Here is a 17,160-nt window from a genome sequence, read left to right as displayed (position 1 = left end):
TTCAGATAAAAGTACTCAGATAAGTAAAACAGATGAGCATTATGTATTGTAAAAGCATAGTTCCATCTAGATATAAAAAGTAGAAGTATTCATTTTTTTTGATATTGGATTTGAAGATCAGCCACCCTGTTAAAACTACAGTTAAAGCCAATGCAATTACATCTATAGTTACACCCTGCGTAAATAAAATTAAAAGCAGTAAATACACCAGTAACAAAACTTGGCAAAAAATCCACGCTTTTTTTTCGCCTAAAATAACAGGGATTGTTTTTAACTCATAAAGCTTATCTTGGAATAGATCCCTAATGTCAAATGGAACTGTGATGGCGCAAATAAACAGAAATCGTTTAGCTACTAGCAAAACCGTTTCGCTTAATGGAATTTGAATGTGCACGGTACTTTCTAACTCAACAATAGGCAAAAGCACACAGCTGGTGGCCCAAACAAAGGCAATTAGAAAAAGCTTAATGCCAGGAATGTTTCTTAGTCCAATTTTTTTCCCTTGTAGGGTTAAAAACGGGATGTTGTAAGCAATAGCCAACAGCCCTACAAACGCCATTAATAATTTAGCCTCAAAACTTAAATACAGCAGGCCTAAAGGAATTAGACATAGTGCAGCAATTAATGTAGTAGAAATTGTTAACCTGTGGTGTGCAAATATCCATCTCACGCGTTTAAATGGAGAGTTTTGTGGGTTTTTCGGTTTAGCCAGTAGCACCGCTAAATTGTAGATCAGCAGTGTAGAGAAAAAAAGAAAGGCTAGCACATGCCCGCTAGGTTTTGCTTTTAGCAAATGATAGGTGACTAAGCCTTGTGCAACTGCGCAAATGGCAATAAATAAATTGCTGAATAGTAAAAAATCTAATATAGCACAACTTAATTTCTTGAACATTTTTGTAGCGAGTTACAGCTTATGGATTACAGTATAAAGGGATGACACATAATTGTTTAACGCCGCCTGTAATGTTAAGCTTTGCTTAAAGTAAATATCGTAATTTCTGGTAATATCCCAACACGTCCGGGATAACCTAAAAATCCATATCCAACATTTACATAAAGTTGCTGGTGCTGTTCGCGATACAAGCCTGCCCATTCTTTGTAGATATACTGAACTGGGCTCCATTGCATTTCTTTCAGGCGTACGCCAAATTGCATGCCGTGTGTATGTCCGGCAAAAGCCACATCAATATCCTTATACTTTTCTAGTACTTCGCCACGCCAGTGTGAAGGGTCGTGGGACAATAACAGTTTTACAGGTAAATCATCAATGTGTTGCATGGCTAGCTCCATTTTCCCGTACTTAGGAAAACGGCCCATTCCCCAATTTTCAATCCCAACGATACCGATTTCTTCCCCGCCAACTTTTAATCTCCGGTTTTGATTCATCAATAAATCGTATCCCATAATTTTATGAGTGGCTATCATGTCCTTTAGATTTTTAACTTTAGCAGGAGAGCTGCCCTTTCCGAAATAATAATCACCATAATCATGATTTCCCAAAACAGAATAGACCCCTAATGGCGCTTTAACTTTACTGAAAATATTTTGGTAATCCTTCACCTCGCTGGTAAGGTTATTGACTAAATCGCCGGTAAAAAATACAAAGTCTGGTTTTTCTGCCATAAGCATATCTACTCCGCCTTGCACAGCCGTTTTATTGTAAAAACTTCCTGAGTGGATATCAGAAATTTGAGCTAGCGTAATTCCATCAAATGCTGCTGGAAGATTTGGAAGTTTTAAGTTCACTCTACGAATTTGATAATCGTATGCTCCGGAAATAATTCCCCAGCTTAATGAACTTAAGGGCACAGCTCCAGCAATTAAGCCCGCCTTTACTAAAAATGACGAACGGCTAATAGGTTCACCTGGCAAAGTTTCATTGGTCGATTGAGTTGGTTTTTTCGCGGTTTTCCTAAAAATTTTAATGACTAACCTTCGCAAGTCATCAATTAATAAGAATGGTAACATCACTATTTTGCCGGCTGTAAGCAAGAAGAATGCAACCAATATAATTGCTCTAGCTGTTAAAAATAAATTAAGGTAGATAGCGCAAAACACACCTACAATTAATCCGATGTTGATGATCCACCAAGTCCTTTTAAAAATGGTTTTTGTAGTTGGTTTCCATTTTTTAAAAACAGCCGTTATGGCGTAGTAGCAATAAATGTCTAATAAAACAACGACGAAGCAAAGTATCGTTAAAAATATCGTTCTTCCCATTTGGGCAATTTTAATGGTTTTTATTTAGATGTATAGTAACGTTATTTGTTTCATCGGAAATATCCTATCCGAAATCTTCGTCCTCATCATCTAAATCAGCATTGAATAAACTATCAAACATATCAGAAAAGCCAAATCCACCGTTGAGGTAATTTTTATTTAACTGTGAAAATTCCGAAAGGCCATGTAAAACGAATTCCATTAGTAATAAGGTTTGGTTTTCACTCAGTTTAGGGTGAAACGTTTTTACCAATTCTTCTAATCCCGGAACTTTTTTAAGTTCTTTTTTATAATTCTCAAAGGTAAGGTTGTCATCAATGTCCACCGTGTTTCCATCGGTAAACCATTCCGTAATTTGAGCAAACGGGTTGGCTGTTTTGGTTTTCTTAGCCCTATTAGGATCAGGAAAATATTTGGCAAACATTTGTTTAATTGCCTTTCCAATAAGTGTATGGGCTACTTTTGCAGGGCCTTCCAATTCACCTTCGTATACTAATTCAATTTTTCCAGTTACCGCAGGAATAATTCCACTAAAATCGGAGATACGCACAAACGTTGATTTCTCCTTGTTCACCAACATTCGCCTTTCGGCATTGCTAATTAAGTTCTCAAACGCAGAGATAGTTAGTCGAGCCGATACCCCAGATTTTTGGTCGATGTATTCGCTTTTACGAGCTTCAAAAGCTACCTGTTCCACTAAATCTTTTACTAATCCATCAGCTTCAATTAGGCGCTGCTCATTAGTCAGCTTCGCCTCTTGGAAAGTGATTTTCCTAGAAATTTCGATAGTTTTTGGATAGTGCGTTAAAATTTGACTTTCAATCCTGTCTTTCAACGGAGTTACAATACTACCACGGTTGGTATAATCTTCTGGATTTGCTGTAAACACGAATTGAATATCCAAAGGTAAACGCAATTTAAAACCTCTAATCTGAATATCTTTTTCTTGTAGCATGTTGAACAATGCAACCTGAATACGAGCTTGTAAATCTGGTAATTCGTTAATTACAAATATGCTGCGGTGTGCCCTTGGAATTAAGCCAAAGTGAATTACCCTTTCATCGTTGTAAGTGAGTTTAAGGTTAGCTGCCTTAATAGGGTCAACGTCCCCAATCAAATCAGCAACGGTTACATCTGGAGTAGCCAATTTTTCGGTGTAGCGCTCGCTGCGGTGTAACCAGGCAATAGGCGTGTCATCACCTTTGGTGGCAATTTCATTTTTCCCGTACCACGATATTGGATTAAGCGGATCATCAAAAATTTCGCTTCCTTCAATGTAAGGTATATACTCGTCCAGTAAGTTTACCATTAAACGGGCAATACGTGTTTTTGCCTGGCCCCTTAAGCCAAGCAGCAGTACATTGTGCCTAGCTAAAATGGCAGTTTGTAACTCCGGTATCACGGTTTCATCATAGCCTAAAATTCCTTCGAAACCGGCTTCTTTATTTTGTAACTGAATAATTAAGTTTTGCCTAAGCTCGTCTTTAACACTTATGGATTGGTATGAGGTGGCTTTTAATTCGCCTAAAGTTTTTGCTTGCATTTAAGTTGTAAGTTATAAGTAGTACGTTATACGTCGGTCTTCGGACATCTGACTTCCGTCTACCGAACTGTTCTTCTTCTATTTTTAATGTAATCTTCAAAAATGTACTCGCCTAAGCCGTTTAGCGAGCTGTAAAATGCCCTGCCGCCATTAATTTCCGTAAATTGTCTTACGAACTGTTGTAGGTAGGGGTCTTTGGCAATCATAAAAGTTGTAATGGGGATATTTAATCGTTTGCATTGTGCCGCCATATTAAGCGTTTTGCTGATTACCTTTCTATCTAATCCGACACTATTTTTATAATATCGGCCGTTTTCTTTCAAGCAGGTCGGCTTGCCGTCGGTGATCATGAAAATCTGCTTATTGTGTGTTTTTCGTCGTCGCAACAAGTCGGTAGCTAGTTCTAGTCCTGCAAAAGTATTGGTATGGTACGGGCCAACTTGTAAGTAGGGTAGATCTTTTACGGTTATTGGCCAAGCATCGTTACCGAAAACGACAATGTCCAGCGTATCCTTAGGATATTTAGTTTTTATCAATTCGGCCAATGCCATAGCGGTTTTCTTCGCAGGTGTAATGCGGTCTTCGCCGTATAAGATCATAGAATGTGAAATGTCGATCATCAACACAGTAGAAGTAAGTGTCTTATAGTCTTTTTCTTCCACTTCCAAATCACGTTCTGTAAGGGTAAAGTTGCCAATGCCATGATTAATTTGCGCATTGTGAATAGAGGCTGTCATGTCAATTTGGTCTAAGCTGTCACCAAAATTAAATTCTCGCCTATCTGCGTTTTTTTCTTCCCCAATTCCCGATATGTTACTGTTATGATTTCCTTTTCCAGCTTTCTTCAGCTTGCCAAAAATTTCTTCCAAAGCCGATTTTCGAATGGTCTGTTCAGTTTTTGCAGTGATTTTGGTTTCTCCATTTTCTTCCTTCAAGTAACCTTTTTCTTTTAAATCTTCTATAAAATCACCCATGCCATAATCGTTATTGGTGAACTTATATTGTTTGTCTAACTCGTTCATCCAGGCCAATGCCTCTCCAGCATCACCAGCGGTGTAATTCAAAAGCTGCGTAAATAATTTTAGCATCTCATCAAACCCACCTTTAGGAAGTTCGTTAGGCAAAAACTTTGAAAATTGATAACCTTTCATTCTATAAATTAACGTAGGAACTAAGTTAAAGGTTTCAGAAGGTTATTTTTTTAAGCAGGATGTCATAATATTTAGAAATTGCCGAGATCGGCTTGGAGCACAATTTTAGGTTAATTGATCGCTTAGAATATTTCTTCTTTCTATAATTACAACAATGATGATTCCTATTGTATAAGCTAATAAATCTTCCCAAGCAAAATAATTTCCAATAACGATGTTGGCTAATTTATGATCACCTAAACCTATCAATTTCACAAACTGAAAATACTGCAACGTTTCTATTAGGTACGAAAACAGCAAGGTGCCAATTGCCAATGGCCAGGTAGAGATTTTAACAAATGCTTTTACAAAATAATAGATTAAAATAACAACCAATACGTCGCCAACGTAAGGGCGTACAAATTTATCACTGATGTACAGCGCAATTAAAACTTCAATCACAAATATAGCTAGAGCAATAAAAAAGCTCTTTTTCTCAAACCTAAATCGGTTTTCTTTTTTCTCCATTTGGCGAGCTAAAATTAAAAACCTAATTTAAACTAGATTTTGAATTAAATGAAAATGATCAGAAAAATAATATTTGTGTTGCTTATTGCTTGTACTAATGTTGTGTTTGCGCAAACAGCAAAAGATAAAACTGAAATTTTAAAGGTGCTTGAAAATCAGCGACAAGCGTGGAACAGAGGTGATATGAATGATTACATGGCGGGTTATTGGAAAAGCGACAGTTTGCTTTTTGTTGGTAAAAGCGGACCTACGTATGGTTGGCAAAAAACACTAGATAATTATAAAAAAGGTTATCCTGATAAGACTGCAATGGGCTTTTTAACTTTCGGAATTAAGAAGGTGGAATTTTTAGCAAAAGATAAAGCCTTTGTTTTGGGAAGTTGGAATTTAAAAAGGGATAAAGATGAGCCCAAAGGATATTTCACCTTGTTGTTGAGCAAGATTGACGGAGCGTGGAAAGTGGTGGTGGATCACAGTTCATAGTCTTTTTTACTATCCCGACTAAGGAGATTTTCTTATCAATTCTCCAATGTGTTTCGAATGAAAAAGCAGTTAAGATACATGATATCTTCCCTAGCGATGAGCTTTAAATTAGCTGACATAAGTCTTGTTTTTCTTGTGCTCTTTTTTACCGCGTGTACTAACCATTCGAAGGATCAAAAGGCTGCTTTGAGCGAGCGAGATAGGCAAAAGTTAACAAATGATCTCCATCAAATTTATATCGATGATCAAAAATCACGAGAAAAAGTATCCATTTACATCGAAAAATACGGCATTAAATCGGTTGAAGTAGCAAACTTAGGTAAGGAGATTGCTAGAAATGATTCGGCCAATTTGATTGTGATTAAGCGCATCATTAAAAAGTATGGCTGGCTAAGCGCAGACTTAGTTGGAGAACGAGGTAACATGGCGCTTTTTTTAGTGATACAGCATGCAACCAAAAGTGATCGTAAATATTTTCTTCCTTTAATGAGAGCGGCAGTGAAAAATCATGCGGCATCGGCCAAAGATTTAGCCTTTTTAGAAGATAGGGTGGCTGAAGAGGAGGGGAAGAAGCAAATTTATGGAACGCAGATTGGATTTGATGAGAAGACAAATAAGTACTATATTTTGCCAATTGATAATCCAAATCAAGTTGACCAAAGAAGAGCCAAAGTAGGTCTTTCTCCGTTATCGGTACAACGCAGCGAATGGCAAATTGAGCCAAACTAAATGCATTAAACCAACGCCTACGTTTAAGAGAGTTCGACTATTCCGTTAATAGTTTCCTCCATTGCGGTCCGATATCTCTAATTTAAACTCCGTATCGATGCTTAAACTCATAATGACGAATTTATGGCCATCTTTACAGTTGCGAGAGGTGAACATTCTATTGCATTATCTTCCTATATTTTCTCGAGAAGTAATACAGGGAGTAAAAAGTAAGCAGCACACCAACAACCGATAAGATCATTACGCTGCTTGAAAAGAAAGTAACCCAATTCAGTTTCACTTTAAAAATCTCTTTACTTAGCAAAACGCCAATGCTGCCTACGTAACCAAATGCATCGGCAATGTAAATGAGGAAACCCACATTGCTTGCGTATTTAAAAGTCGAAATTAGTCGGTCAAAAAAGATGGCGTTGAAAGGGATGTAAACCATGTATAAACCTAGTCCCACTAAAGTCATCCAAGCAATTGGACTAATATGATTGTATTTAAATATTAGGGTAGAAACGCCTGCAATTGCAAATCCAATAACAATAAACCAATGGGCGGTTTTTAAAGCTATAAAGTTTTTTTTAATAATTACCATGCTGCCAATCAGTACTAGCACAATTAAGGTAATTGGTGTCTCGGTTTTAGAGAATAGTGCGGGCTGATTGAAAAACCCCATCTCTTTCCACATTTCAGCACTAAAATTATCTCTAATGTCTCTAAAGATAGTGGCAAAACAGTAAATAAGCACACAGGCAATTATGCCGCCCAAAAAATCATTTATAAATTTTTTTCTGTCTTTAGCGGTCATAGCTACACGTTCAGCTCTAAAGGCAATATCTTCTTCACTAGGTTGAGGTATCCTTTCCATCAAATACACAAATAGCATCAAGGGAACACAAAATACTAAGCCAGTATAAAAAGGCATCCAAAATTCAGAGATGTTAAAGGCGCCCATTAACCAGGCACCTACAGATTTTACAAATCCGGAAGCAAAAATGAAGCTCACCGCCAATGCCGCTCCAATAAAATCTGTACTTCTTCGTCCCTCTACGTATGAAAATACCACGCCCCAAAGCATTCCCAATGGAAAGCCATTAACAAACAAAAAAATGATGTTGTAAGGCAAGGGAACAATAGCAAAGAATAGCCAACTTATCCAAGAAATTCCAGTAAGGAGGAGGATAATTTTACCTCGGCCAGTTCGCTTTAGTTCTGAAATATATTTAATGCCATAAAATTTAGCGAGTAAATAGCCAAGCATCTGGCTAATCACTAAGATAGTTTTATAGCTATAACCTGCAATATTTAATCCTTCAAAAGTAGCTACGGTAAATGTTTTACGGTAGCCGAAAATCATGGTGTAGGCAAAAAAAACTACCACTGCAGCGTAAAGCCCAGTTTTTAACGATTTGCTAGAACTAGCGGTTGTACTCATATAGGTTAATCTTAATTTGAAGATAACCTAAAATTTAGAAAAATCGTTATTTCAGTATGTAAATGAACTCAAAATCATTTTACAATCTGGTTTCAAGATTTGACTAGCAGCCGCCAAAAATTGAAATCGTTGGCAACTTTACTATATGTCAACATTCTTCGCAGCTAACCATTTTCAGTCAATAGCTACTGCTTGATGCTGTATGGCTTCTAAGGCCGCGTTCCATAAGTTAATGCGCTGTTTCAATGCTTCTTTAACGGTTGTTGAAGCTTCGAGCCATTTATTGTCATCTGTACCGCAAAGCTCACTTGTCATCTCCAAGGCTAAGTGGCTATGATGATCGCCATCTACCTCAATGTGCCTGTCCAAATAGTATTTAAAAATGGTTACTTGGTCTGGGTGTTTGCTATTCAAATCGTTTACCATATGATGGAACATGTTAGGAATCAAGTCTTCCCTGCCAAATGTAAACGCCGCTGCGGTAGCGTGGTGTCTATTGGCGTTGATTACGGCAAACGTACTATCCATAAATTGTTGAGCAGCTAATGGAACGCTGGCTTGTGCGTAAGCTTCCTTAAATGTTGCCCCTTTTTGCAACGAACTGATAAAGGTTAAAATTGGTTTAGTATTGGCTCCCACTTGTTGCATAGCGTCAAGATATAACTCAAAATGGCTTTTAATTTCCCCTTTTTCATCCAAGTCTGACTCTTCTCCAGCTACAATTTCGTTAATTAACTGCCTAGTTTTGGCATTGCCTACAGGAAACCATGGGAGGGTAGTACAAGTAAGGTTAATTTGTAAGGCTTTTAACAACGACATAAAGTCCCAAACAGCATAAATGTGATGTTCCATAAATATGCGAAGTTCGGGTAAGTCGCTGATTTGGGTGTATACGTTATGGTTTACAATTTGCGCTTTTAATTCAGCAGCTTCAACATTTATTTTCTCTATTTGTGAGTTCATGTGTGTGTTTTAAGTAATTACGAAGTTTAATTTTGAATGGATTTAGGCTGAGTATACTTCAGAAGCTTTCAGAACTTCATCCTGTCAATTTTATTCGTCCAGTTTAAAATTTTTATAGTAGAAGTCTTTATCTGCATCGGTAATTTCTCTAATTACTTTACAAGGATTGCCGGCGGCAAATACATTGTCGGGAATATTTTTAGTTACTACGCTTCCAGAACCTACCACCACATTGCTGCCAATAGTAACGCCAGGATTAATTACTACATTACCGCCAAGCCAAACATTATCTCCAATAACAATAGGCTGTGCCCATTCGTACTCTTGATTCCGCAAGTGCGAATGTAGCGGATGGCCAGCTGTGTAAATGGATACATTGGGACCAACGAAAACATGGCTGCCGATTGTTACTTTAGCGCAATCTAAGATCGTTAGGTTAAAGTTGCTGTAAAAATGGTCGCCAATTTCAATATTATAGCCATAATCGCATCTAAATGGCGGCTCTATGTAGAACATGGTTGCTGTTTTACCAAATAGGTTTTTGATAAGATTTTTACGCTGCTTGATCTGCTTCGGCGGCAAATTGTTGAACTCGAAAACAATTTCACGAGCTCTTAGTCTATCTTGCGATAGTTCTTTGTCTCCAGCTTGGTAAGCTTTTCCAGCTAGCATTTTTTCTTTTTCGGTCATTTCCGCTTGATATGATGCCGCAAAATTAGTGAAGCAGCGATTTGCTGTAGAAAGTTTTTGCTTTTATGATATTTCGGTGTTTTTTTAGAGGTTTGTTTTTGGAACAATTCTCAGCTTTCACGGTAACCTTAATCCTGCTTTTCGATGCGATCTTTTGGTTTGCCGCCAAAAAACTTAAAAAGCTTTAAATGCGGGGAAGCCTCAACTTCACTATTGTAACAAAAGACGGATAAAGGTTAAAATTCATAAGTGTAATCCAGCTGCCTCGAAAAGTATTTCAATTCAATGAGGTTTGTTAAAGTAAATACAGTACTACCAGCGCATCATTTTCGCTAACAATAACCTTAAAATAAATAGCGGGGCTATCGCAATGATGCCCCGCTATAGTTTTTATATCAAAATGAGGTTAAAGTCTGCCCTTAGCGTAAGCATTTTCAGCTCTTTTAACAGCAATTTTCTCTCTGTAACTGGCATATCGAGCTTTAAAAGCCATTTTAAGTAAGCTATCCACGGCGCCGTGTCTAAATAAGCTCCATAAGCTAGCCGCTTTTCCTGGAATGGACTGGTCCCAAGCACGCAAACTTAATGAGAAAGAACCATCTAGATATTTCATCCAGTGCCACATGCCTATCGGCATAAATAGTGTATCTCCATGCTCTAAAATTACTTCGTATCCCTCAACGCCATTTAACGAGGGGAATTTCTCAAAATCAGGATTGCCCACGTTGTAATCTTCTAGAGCGTAGGTAGCATTTGGTAAGCAGTAAAGTCGTTTTTTCCATTTGTAATCAAACAATATCACATGCTTTCTACCTCCAAAATGCGTATGTAATATATTCGGCAGGTCAATGTCGTAGTGCAAAAAAGTCTCAGAATTTGAACCTCCAAAAAACATTGCAGGTATACTTTCCATTACTCCACCCATTAAATCTTTTGGAATTTTTACATCGTTAATTAAACCAGGAACTTTTTTGAAAAGGTTGAATAGGAAAATCCTTAACTCTGTTGGTTCACGTTTGATCAGGTCAAGGTACTCGCCAAATTTCATGTGGGCCACTGCCGCATTAATAGGTTTGCTGGGATCTGCCTTCGAGTTATCGTATAGGGGCACTTCTACATCCCCAGCAATTGATTTAAGATAGTCAGTCGTCCACTTTTCTCTGGCAGGCCAATCTTTTGTTAAACCTTTAATCACTAAAGGTCGTTTAGGATCTAAATAATTCTTTTTAAAGTCTTCTTTGCTGATGTGTTCAACAGTGTCGACAGGTTTTAATATAAAGCTCATTTGTATGCTGCGATAAACCTTTAATTAAATTTAACAGAAAGTTAAAAGATGTAAATTTCGTATTAAAAACATTAAGCTGTATGCACATGCCAATAAAATGTGAATATTATGATGCAAATCAGCTTTTATGTGACCTTGGCTTTTTTAATTATTTTGGCAAAATAACCGGGAAATAATCGTTTTAGCAACACGCCTTTAGTTTCTTTCCCACCAATGTATACTTCATCTTTTCGTTGCTCAATAGCTTTAATTAGCTGTTTCGCACATTCTTGGGCCGTCATGCCGTTGGCTTGGGCTTCGTCCATAGTGCCTTGCTTGCTGCCATCTGCCGTTAATGCGTTTAAGGTTACGTTGGTTTTAATAAAGCCCGGACAAGCTAACATAATATGGATGTTGGGATTGTCCAGTTCAATTCTTAACGATTCAAAGTAGCCATGTAACGCATGCTTTGAGGCGGCGTAGGCCGAACGCAAACGCGTACCAAATTTCCCCACTAAACTACTTACGCAAACAATTGTGCCGGTATTTCTCTTCATCATTTGTGGCAAAACTGCCTTGCTTAAAATTACAGTTCCCCAAAAGTTGACGTCCATCAAGCGTTGCTCGGTTGTTAAATCTGTTTCAAGCGCCAAGGCACGTTGGCTAATTCCTCCACTGTTAATCAGCATATCAATATGCCCGTAAATTCGTAGTGCCTGCGTTGCGCTGTCCGGGAGCGTATTCTTGCTTTCTAAATCCAGCGAAAGTACATGAACATCTATTTGGTTACGGCATTTTTGTTTTACGCGAAAAAGTTCATCTCGGTTACGGGACGATATAATCAATTTAGCGCCTGCGCCATTTAGCTCGTAAACCAAGGCTTCGCCAATACCTGATGATGCGCCTGTAATCCAAATTACCTTATCTTTCATACTATTAAATTAATAATCGTCTTCAGCAAATAGTGCTGCAGCAATACCATCCGCAAATAGCTTACCTGTATGGGTTAATTTGATTGAACCATTGTCATGAATTAACTGACCCTTTGCCATAAACGGCTCAATCTGTTTTTTAGTTTGATCGGCAAAATTACTTCCAAACTTTGAAGTTATCTCTTGAAGATTAATACCCCACATTGTTCTTAAGGAGGTCATTATGTATTCATTAAATCTATCTTCTGGCGTTAAAAATTCCACCTCTTCTGGTAGGGATCCCGCAAACAAAGATTCCATGTACTTCGCATTATTGGCAATATTGATGAATCTATTATCTCCATCAAAGCCGTGTGCAGACGGGCCGATACCTAAGTAAGGGACTCCTTTCCAATAATTGGTGTTGTGTACCGCATGATGTCCAGGTAAGCTATAATTTGATATTTCGTAATGTTCAAAACCTTTGGTAGAAAGGTGGTCAATCAGCATTAAAAACTGGGCAGCACTTTGTTCGTCATCTATTCTTTTTTGTTTGCCTTTTTCAATGGCATTCGCCAATGCCGTACGGGGTTCTACTGTTAGGGAATAGGCCGATAAATGCGGAATCTGTAGTTCCACGGCGGTATTGATGTTCGATTTCCACTTCTCATCGTTTAGTAGAGGATAACCATAAATCAAATCGATGGTCAAGTTTTCAAATCCTGCATCCTGACTTCGCTTTATGCTGTCTACTGCTTCATTAGCATTGTGTGCACGGTTCATCCAAAGCAAGTCGTCATCAAAAAAAGATTGTGTGCCGATGCTGAAACGGTTGACGGGTAAAGTTCTAAAGTCGGCTATTTTTTTTGCAGTTAAATCATCGGGGTTGGTTTCAATAGTGATTTCGGCATTACTTGCTATAGAAAAGTGTTTTTCTAAGGTGCTGAAAATTTGTTGCAAGGCGGTTGTCGGTAATACTGAAGGGGTGCCGCCACCGAAGTAAATGCTTCCGATTTTTTGTCCTGCTAGCCTATGTTGCTTCAAGATAATTTCCTTGCAAATTGCATCCACCATTTCCGCCATATATTTAGTAGAAGTGGTGAAGTGGAAATCGCAATAAGTGCAAGCTTTTTTGCAAAATGGAATATGGATATAGATGCCGGCCATATTGCAAAGTTATACTTAAAATTTAAGATAGTGGCTTCAAAAATGCTGTAAGCGTAGCCTGGAAATCTAATAATAATGGGGGTTTTGTAGTTTGATGTTCATATATTAGCTTCATGATAGCTTTAAACGAATATTTTGATGGTGCGGTGAAATCGCTTGGTTACAATAATAACGGAAAATCTACGGTAGGTGTTATTGCTCCGGGCGAATACGAATTTGGAACTTCTACGCATGAAGTGATGTATATTGTTGAAGGTGAAATGCAGGTATGGCTGCCAGGTGAAGATGTTTGGAAAACTTATGAAACTGGAGCGCAGTTTGAAGTAGAAGCTGATTCCTCGTTCAAGGTAAAAGTAACCGTTCACGTAGCTTATCATTGTAAATACGGATTGTAATTTTCTGATGTCGTTTGATGATTTGTAAAAGTGTATGAGATGCATAGTCCTTTTTGTCGCTTGTTGCTTTGCGATCAATTGCATGGCGCAAACTGGCTATAAAATCGATATGCTTTGGCCTACTACTTCAGGTAATGCATTTAAAAATATAAATTATGCGAAGCAGGTAAAAGATAGCACGTCCGTTTATAAAGAAGCTGAGAAAGTTTTAGCTCAGATGCAATTTAAGGGGTATTTGCTGGCAGAAATATCATCAATTCATTTTTCAGGAAATTCAGCGTCCATCGTTATACAGCCTCATCAGCAATTTCGGTGGATAAAACTTTCTTCAGGAAATTTGTCCTCAATTGTAAAGCAAGAAATAGGATTTAAAGACACCAATTACCAGTATACGGTATTTAACTTGGAAAATTTAAAGTTGTTATTTGAGCGGCTCTTAAATTATTACGAAAATTCGGGTTATCCATTCGCTAGTTTGAGCTTACAACAAATTGTGTTAGATAGTAATAGCGTAGAAGCTAGCTTACAAGTAAAGCCTAACCAGAAAATTTTATTTGATACAATTCAGGTAATTGGTTCAGCACAGTTGTCGCAGAAATATATTCAATCCTACCTCAATACCAAAAGTGGTTTCAATTATAACGAAAAATCGATCAAACAAATTGAAAGTCGTTTAAGGGAGTTGCCTTTTTTGCAAATGCTAAAACCTACAGAAATCGATTTTTCCAATGAGAGAGCGATCATTAGAATTTTTGCTGATAAGAAGGATGCTAGTCAATTTGACGGTATTGTAGGTCTGCAGCAAAATGCCCTAACTGGAAAGAACCAACTTGTCGGCAACTTAAAGTTGAATTTGCAAAATGCGTTTAAACGTGGTGAACAGCTTAATTTCAACTATCAAGGGCTTGCGCAACAAAGTCAGCTGTTAGATGTTAAAGCGGTAGTTCCTCATCTATTTAGTACCGATTTCGGAATCGCACCAAGTTTATATTTATACAAACAAGATACTTCTTTCTTGAACTTAGATACCAAATTAGGATTTAATTATTTGCTTAAAGGCAACAACTCCTTCCAGTTTTTTGTTGAGAGTAGGTCAACTCGTCTGTCTAGCGTTCAAGCTTATCAAAACGCTACATCGCTGCCGCCCATCCTTGATGCTAATACGACTTTTTACGGCTTAGGTTTGAATTTGGAATATTTGGATTATAGGTTTAATCCGCAAAAAGGTTACAGCATTGAAGCAAACGTTGCAGTGGGCAACAAAAAGATCAAACAAAATGCAGCTATTCCGCAGGCGCTGTATCAAAGTATCCCAGCAAGTAGCACCAGTTATCGATGGTTTAGTCACGTAAATTATTATTCGCTCTTGTCAAAACAATTGGTAGCCGCATTTTCTAACCAAACTGGGATTTTGAGTAGTAAAAACGTTTTAGCGAATGAAGTTTTTAGACTAGGAGGGCAAAAAAGTTTGAGAGGGTTTAATGAGCTTTCCTTATTGGCAACTGCCTACACGTATGCGAATGTAGAGTTGCGCTATCTTTTAGAGCAAAATTCTTTTTTGTTCTTGTTTTACAATCATGGTTATTTAAGATACGAGACATCTCAGCTCAAATCAACTGATTTTCCTTTAGGCTTTGGTGCCGGAATTAACTTTGAAACCAACTTAGGAATACTATCCATTAGTTATGCTTTAGGTAAACAACAAAATAATCCTTTAAATTTGCGCCAAGGTAAAATCCATATTGGAATTACTGCATTGTTTTAATATGCTAAAGAACTTTTTGCTTATCCTTTTTGCGTTCGGAATATCTATAGGTGCTCATGCGCAATTCATGAACGTTGATACTGCTCAAACCATGAGGTTAACGGATAGCCTTCAACTGGATAGTTCTACTGTAGTTAAAATAGATACTTTAACGCCACAAATATTAAAAATTCGAGATTCGCTTACTCAGGCTTATTGGTTAGATAGCTTGAGTAAAGGTTATGGTTTTGGAGTTTTCTCACTTAACGATATGCTTAGCCTGGCGAACAGTAAGGAGAATATCGTTTATCAACAAGGCGATGCATTACCAAAGGGCAACATTTGGATTTTAGCAATTATTGCATTTCTCTTGGTCCTGTTTGCAGTGTTAAAAAATGCTTTTGGTAAACAGCTTTCCGCAGTGGTGCAGTCTTTCTACAGTAACAGGGCTTTAAGTAATTTAAATAAGGAAGACAACTTGGTTACTTCGTGGTCGTTTTTGTTGCTGTTTATTCAATTTGGATTTACCATTGGCATGTTTTTTTATCTGGCAGCGCAGCACCAGGGCCTGCCTAAAGCAACACAAGGAGGATTCAGTTTTTTTATCAGCATTTCGGTTGGCGTGATTTCCCTATATCTGCTAAAAATAGTTTTCCTAAGGGTAATTGGCTTTGTGTTTGATTTGCAAAAACCTCTTCATCAATACATATCTATATTATATTTAAGTTATTTTAATGCCTCATTATTATTTATTCCTATCATTATTGCATTTGCGCTTTCTGCCAAAAAATATGAGTTAGCGTACATCGTATTAGGCATTTCGGCATTGGTCTTGATTTTCGTTTTTCAGTTCTTAAGGGCAGGTGTAAATATTTTATCGCAGTATAGGTTTCCAAAATTGTATTTAATTTTGTATTTTTGCACCCTCGAAATTTGCCCTATATTGATATTAATCAAGGCAATAGGTTTTTAAGTGCTATTTAGGAAATGCAAGAAAATAAAGAAGACAGATTACGTAAGGTTAAAAGTATACTGGTAACGCTACCTAAGCCAGAAACTGAGAAGTCACCCTATTTTGATTTAGCAAAGAAGTATAATCTAAAAATCGATTTCCGTTCATTTATACATGTAGAAGGTGTTCCGGCAAAAGATTTTAGAAAAGAGAAAGTCAATTTAGCAGATTATACCGCAGTTGTATTTACAAGTAGGAATGCCGTTGACCACTTCTTTAGAATTTGTGAGGAGATGAGATTTGAGGTGTCAGTTAACCTTAAATATTTCTGTATTTCGGAGTCTACAGCGCTTTATTTGCAAAAATATATACAATATAGAAAGCGTAAAATATTTTTCGGTAAACAAACTGCCGCTGATTTAGCTGAGGTTCTGAAAAAACATGCTGGCGAAAAGTTTTTATACCCTTGTTCAGATGTTGCTACTGAAGATACAATGAATTTTCTTCAAAAAAATGGCTATGATGTAACTCCTGCTGTACTGTTTAGAACCGTAGTAAGTGATTTGTCAGATCTGGCAGATGTGTTTTATGACGTGTTAGCTTTCTTCAGTCCGTCGAGCATTCAGTCGTTGTATATAAATTTCCCCAATTTTCTACAAAACAATACTAGAATTGCAACTTTCGGCTTAAATACGCAGAAAGCTGTAGCTGATAAGGGATTAATTGTGGATATTGCTGCCCCTAATCCTGAAGCACCGTCTATGATTATGGCGTTAGAGAACTACATCAAAAAATCAAACAAGTAATTTGCGTAATACCTATTTTTAGGTATTGAGAAGCAATTGGTTATCATTTTTTTTTACAAAAACATTTCTGTTTTTAATCGTTGAAGCAATAAATCTAAAACGCCGGCGTTAACATGTACTGGCAAATCAAAATTGGACAAAAAAAATGCTTTTCAACGTTAATTTAAAGGTATTTAGCGATTTTTTGATTGCGCAAGTGCAAACTATTTTTA

Annotated in this window: 17 protein-coding genes; 6 read left to right on the top strand and 11 right to left on the bottom strand. The window is 37.4% G+C overall.

What is annotated here, in order from left to right; genetic code table 11:
* Position 1: 1 nt before the first annotated feature.
* From ACY2A0_RS04825 to ACY2A0_RS04805, 5 genes are all read right to left on the bottom strand, one after another.
* Positions 2 to 892: a UbiA family prenyltransferase gene (locus ACY2A0_RS04825; protein ID WP_461788429.1), complete on the bottom strand. Its 891-nt coding sequence runs from the start codon at positions 890 to 892 to the stop codon at positions 2 to 4.
* Positions 893 to 966: 74 nt separating this feature from the next.
* Positions 967 to 2,220: a metallophosphoesterase gene (locus ACY2A0_RS04820; RefSeq protein WP_461788428.1), complete on the bottom strand. Its 1,254-nt coding sequence runs from the start codon at positions 2,218 to 2,220 to the stop codon at positions 967 to 969.
* A 64-nt stretch (positions 2,221 to 2,284) separates the two neighbouring features.
* The gene (locus ACY2A0_RS04815; protein WP_461788427.1) at positions 2,285 to 3,763 is read right to left on the bottom strand and encodes a P-loop NTPase family protein; all 1,479 of its coding nucleotides are present in this window, start codon (positions 3,761 to 3,763) and stop codon (positions 2,285 to 2,287) included.
* 59 nt (positions 3,764 to 3,822) lie between these two features.
* Entirely contained in the window at positions 3,823 to 4,914 is a 1,092-nt protein-coding gene (locus ACY2A0_RS04810) for a vWA domain-containing protein (protein WP_461788426.1), read from the bottom strand.
* Positions 4,915 to 5,019: 105 nt separating this feature from the next.
* Positions 5,020 to 5,421: a ribosomal maturation YjgA family protein gene (locus ACY2A0_RS04805; RefSeq protein ID WP_461788425.1), complete on the bottom strand. Its 402-nt coding sequence runs from the start codon at positions 5,419 to 5,421 to the stop codon at positions 5,020 to 5,022.
* A gap of 54 nt (positions 5,422 to 5,475) precedes the next feature.
* On the opposite strand from ACY2A0_RS04805, the gene ACY2A0_RS04800 reads away from it, so the two are divergent.
* Both ACY2A0_RS04800 and ACY2A0_RS04795 read left to right on the top strand, forming a co-directional pair.
* Positions 5,476 to 5,904, top strand: coding sequence for a YybH family protein (locus ACY2A0_RS04800; protein WP_461791277.1), 429 nt, complete (start codon positions 5,476 to 5,478; stop codon positions 5,902 to 5,904).
* 57 nt (positions 5,905 to 5,961) lie between these two features.
* Positions 5,962 to 6,633 carry a DUF6624 domain-containing protein gene (locus tag ACY2A0_RS04795; RefSeq protein ID WP_461788423.1) on the top strand — a complete coding sequence of 224 codons (672 nt, stop codon included), beginning with the start codon at positions 5,962 to 5,964 and terminating at the stop codon, positions 6,631 to 6,633.
* A gap of 157 nt (positions 6,634 to 6,790) precedes the next feature.
* Here ACY2A0_RS04795 and ACY2A0_RS04790 read toward each other — a convergent pair whose 3' ends face one another.
* The 6 genes from ACY2A0_RS04790 to hemW all read right to left on the bottom strand — a co-directional run bounded on the left by ACY2A0_RS04790 (position 6,791) and on the right by hemW (position 13,051).
* A complete protein-coding gene (locus ACY2A0_RS04790; RefSeq protein ID WP_461788422.1) occupies positions 6,791 to 8,056 on the bottom strand; it encodes a DUF5690 family protein in 1,266 nt (421 codons plus the stop codon).
* 174 nt (positions 8,057 to 8,230) lie between these two features.
* Positions 8,231 to 9,019: a DUF3050 domain-containing protein gene (locus tag ACY2A0_RS04785; RefSeq protein ID WP_461791276.1), complete on the bottom strand. Its 789-nt coding sequence runs from the start codon at positions 9,017 to 9,019 to the stop codon at positions 8,231 to 8,233.
* 90 nt (positions 9,020 to 9,109) lie between these two features.
* Complete coding sequence (locus ACY2A0_RS04780; protein WP_461788420.1) at positions 9,110 to 9,709, bottom strand: sugar O-acetyltransferase; 600 nt, start codon at positions 9,707 to 9,709, stop codon at positions 9,110 to 9,112.
* Between the two features lie 406 nt (positions 9,710 to 10,115).
* Positions 10,116 to 10,994 (bottom strand): cupin-like domain-containing protein, encoded by an 879-nt coding sequence (locus tag ACY2A0_RS04775; protein WP_461788419.1) that lies wholly within the window; start codon positions 10,992 to 10,994, stop codon positions 10,116 to 10,118.
* 125 nt (positions 10,995 to 11,119) lie between these two features.
* Positions 11,120 to 11,905: an SDR family oxidoreductase gene (locus ACY2A0_RS04770; protein WP_461788418.1), complete on the bottom strand. Its 786-nt coding sequence runs from the start codon at positions 11,903 to 11,905 to the stop codon at positions 11,120 to 11,122.
* Positions 11,906 to 11,914: 9 nt separating this feature from the next.
* Positions 11,915 to 13,051: a radical SAM family heme chaperone HemW gene (hemW, locus tag ACY2A0_RS04765; protein ID WP_461788417.1), complete on the bottom strand. Its 1,137-nt coding sequence runs from the start codon at positions 13,049 to 13,051 to the stop codon at positions 11,915 to 11,917.
* Positions 13,052 to 13,164: 113 nt separating this feature from the next.
* Here hemW and ppnP point away from each other — a divergent pair, with 113 nt between their 5' ends.
* From ppnP to ACY2A0_RS04745, 4 genes are read left to right on the top strand one after another with little or no spacing between them, the layout of a single operon-like run.
* Positions 13,165 to 13,446 (top strand): pyrimidine/purine nucleoside phosphorylase, encoded by a 282-nt coding sequence (gene ppnP, locus ACY2A0_RS04760; RefSeq protein ID WP_461788416.1) that lies wholly within the window; start codon positions 13,165 to 13,167, stop codon positions 13,444 to 13,446.
* Positions 13,447 to 13,480: 34 nt separating this feature from the next.
* The gene (locus ACY2A0_RS04755) at positions 13,481 to 15,211 is read left to right on the top strand and encodes a BamA/TamA family outer membrane protein (protein ID WP_461788415.1); all 1,731 of its coding nucleotides are present in this window, start codon (positions 13,481 to 13,483) and stop codon (positions 15,209 to 15,211) included.
* A gap of 1 nt (position 15,212) precedes the next feature.
* Positions 15,213 to 16,163 (top strand): DUF4271 domain-containing protein, encoded by a 951-nt coding sequence (locus tag ACY2A0_RS04750; RefSeq protein ID WP_461788414.1) that lies wholly within the window; start codon positions 15,213 to 15,215, stop codon positions 16,161 to 16,163.
* A gap of 14 nt (positions 16,164 to 16,177) precedes the next feature.
* Entirely contained in the window at positions 16,178 to 16,948 is a 771-nt protein-coding gene (locus tag ACY2A0_RS04745; RefSeq protein ID WP_461788413.1) for a uroporphyrinogen-III synthase, read from the top strand.
* Positions 16,949 to 17,160: the final 212 nt, after the last annotated feature.

It is taken from the genome of Pedobacter sp., assembly GCF_965249885.1.
Taxonomy (GTDB): domain Bacteria; phylum Bacteroidota; class Bacteroidia; order Sphingobacteriales; family Sphingobacteriaceae; genus Pedobacter.
This window is presented reverse-complemented; position numbering and strand designations above follow the sequence as displayed.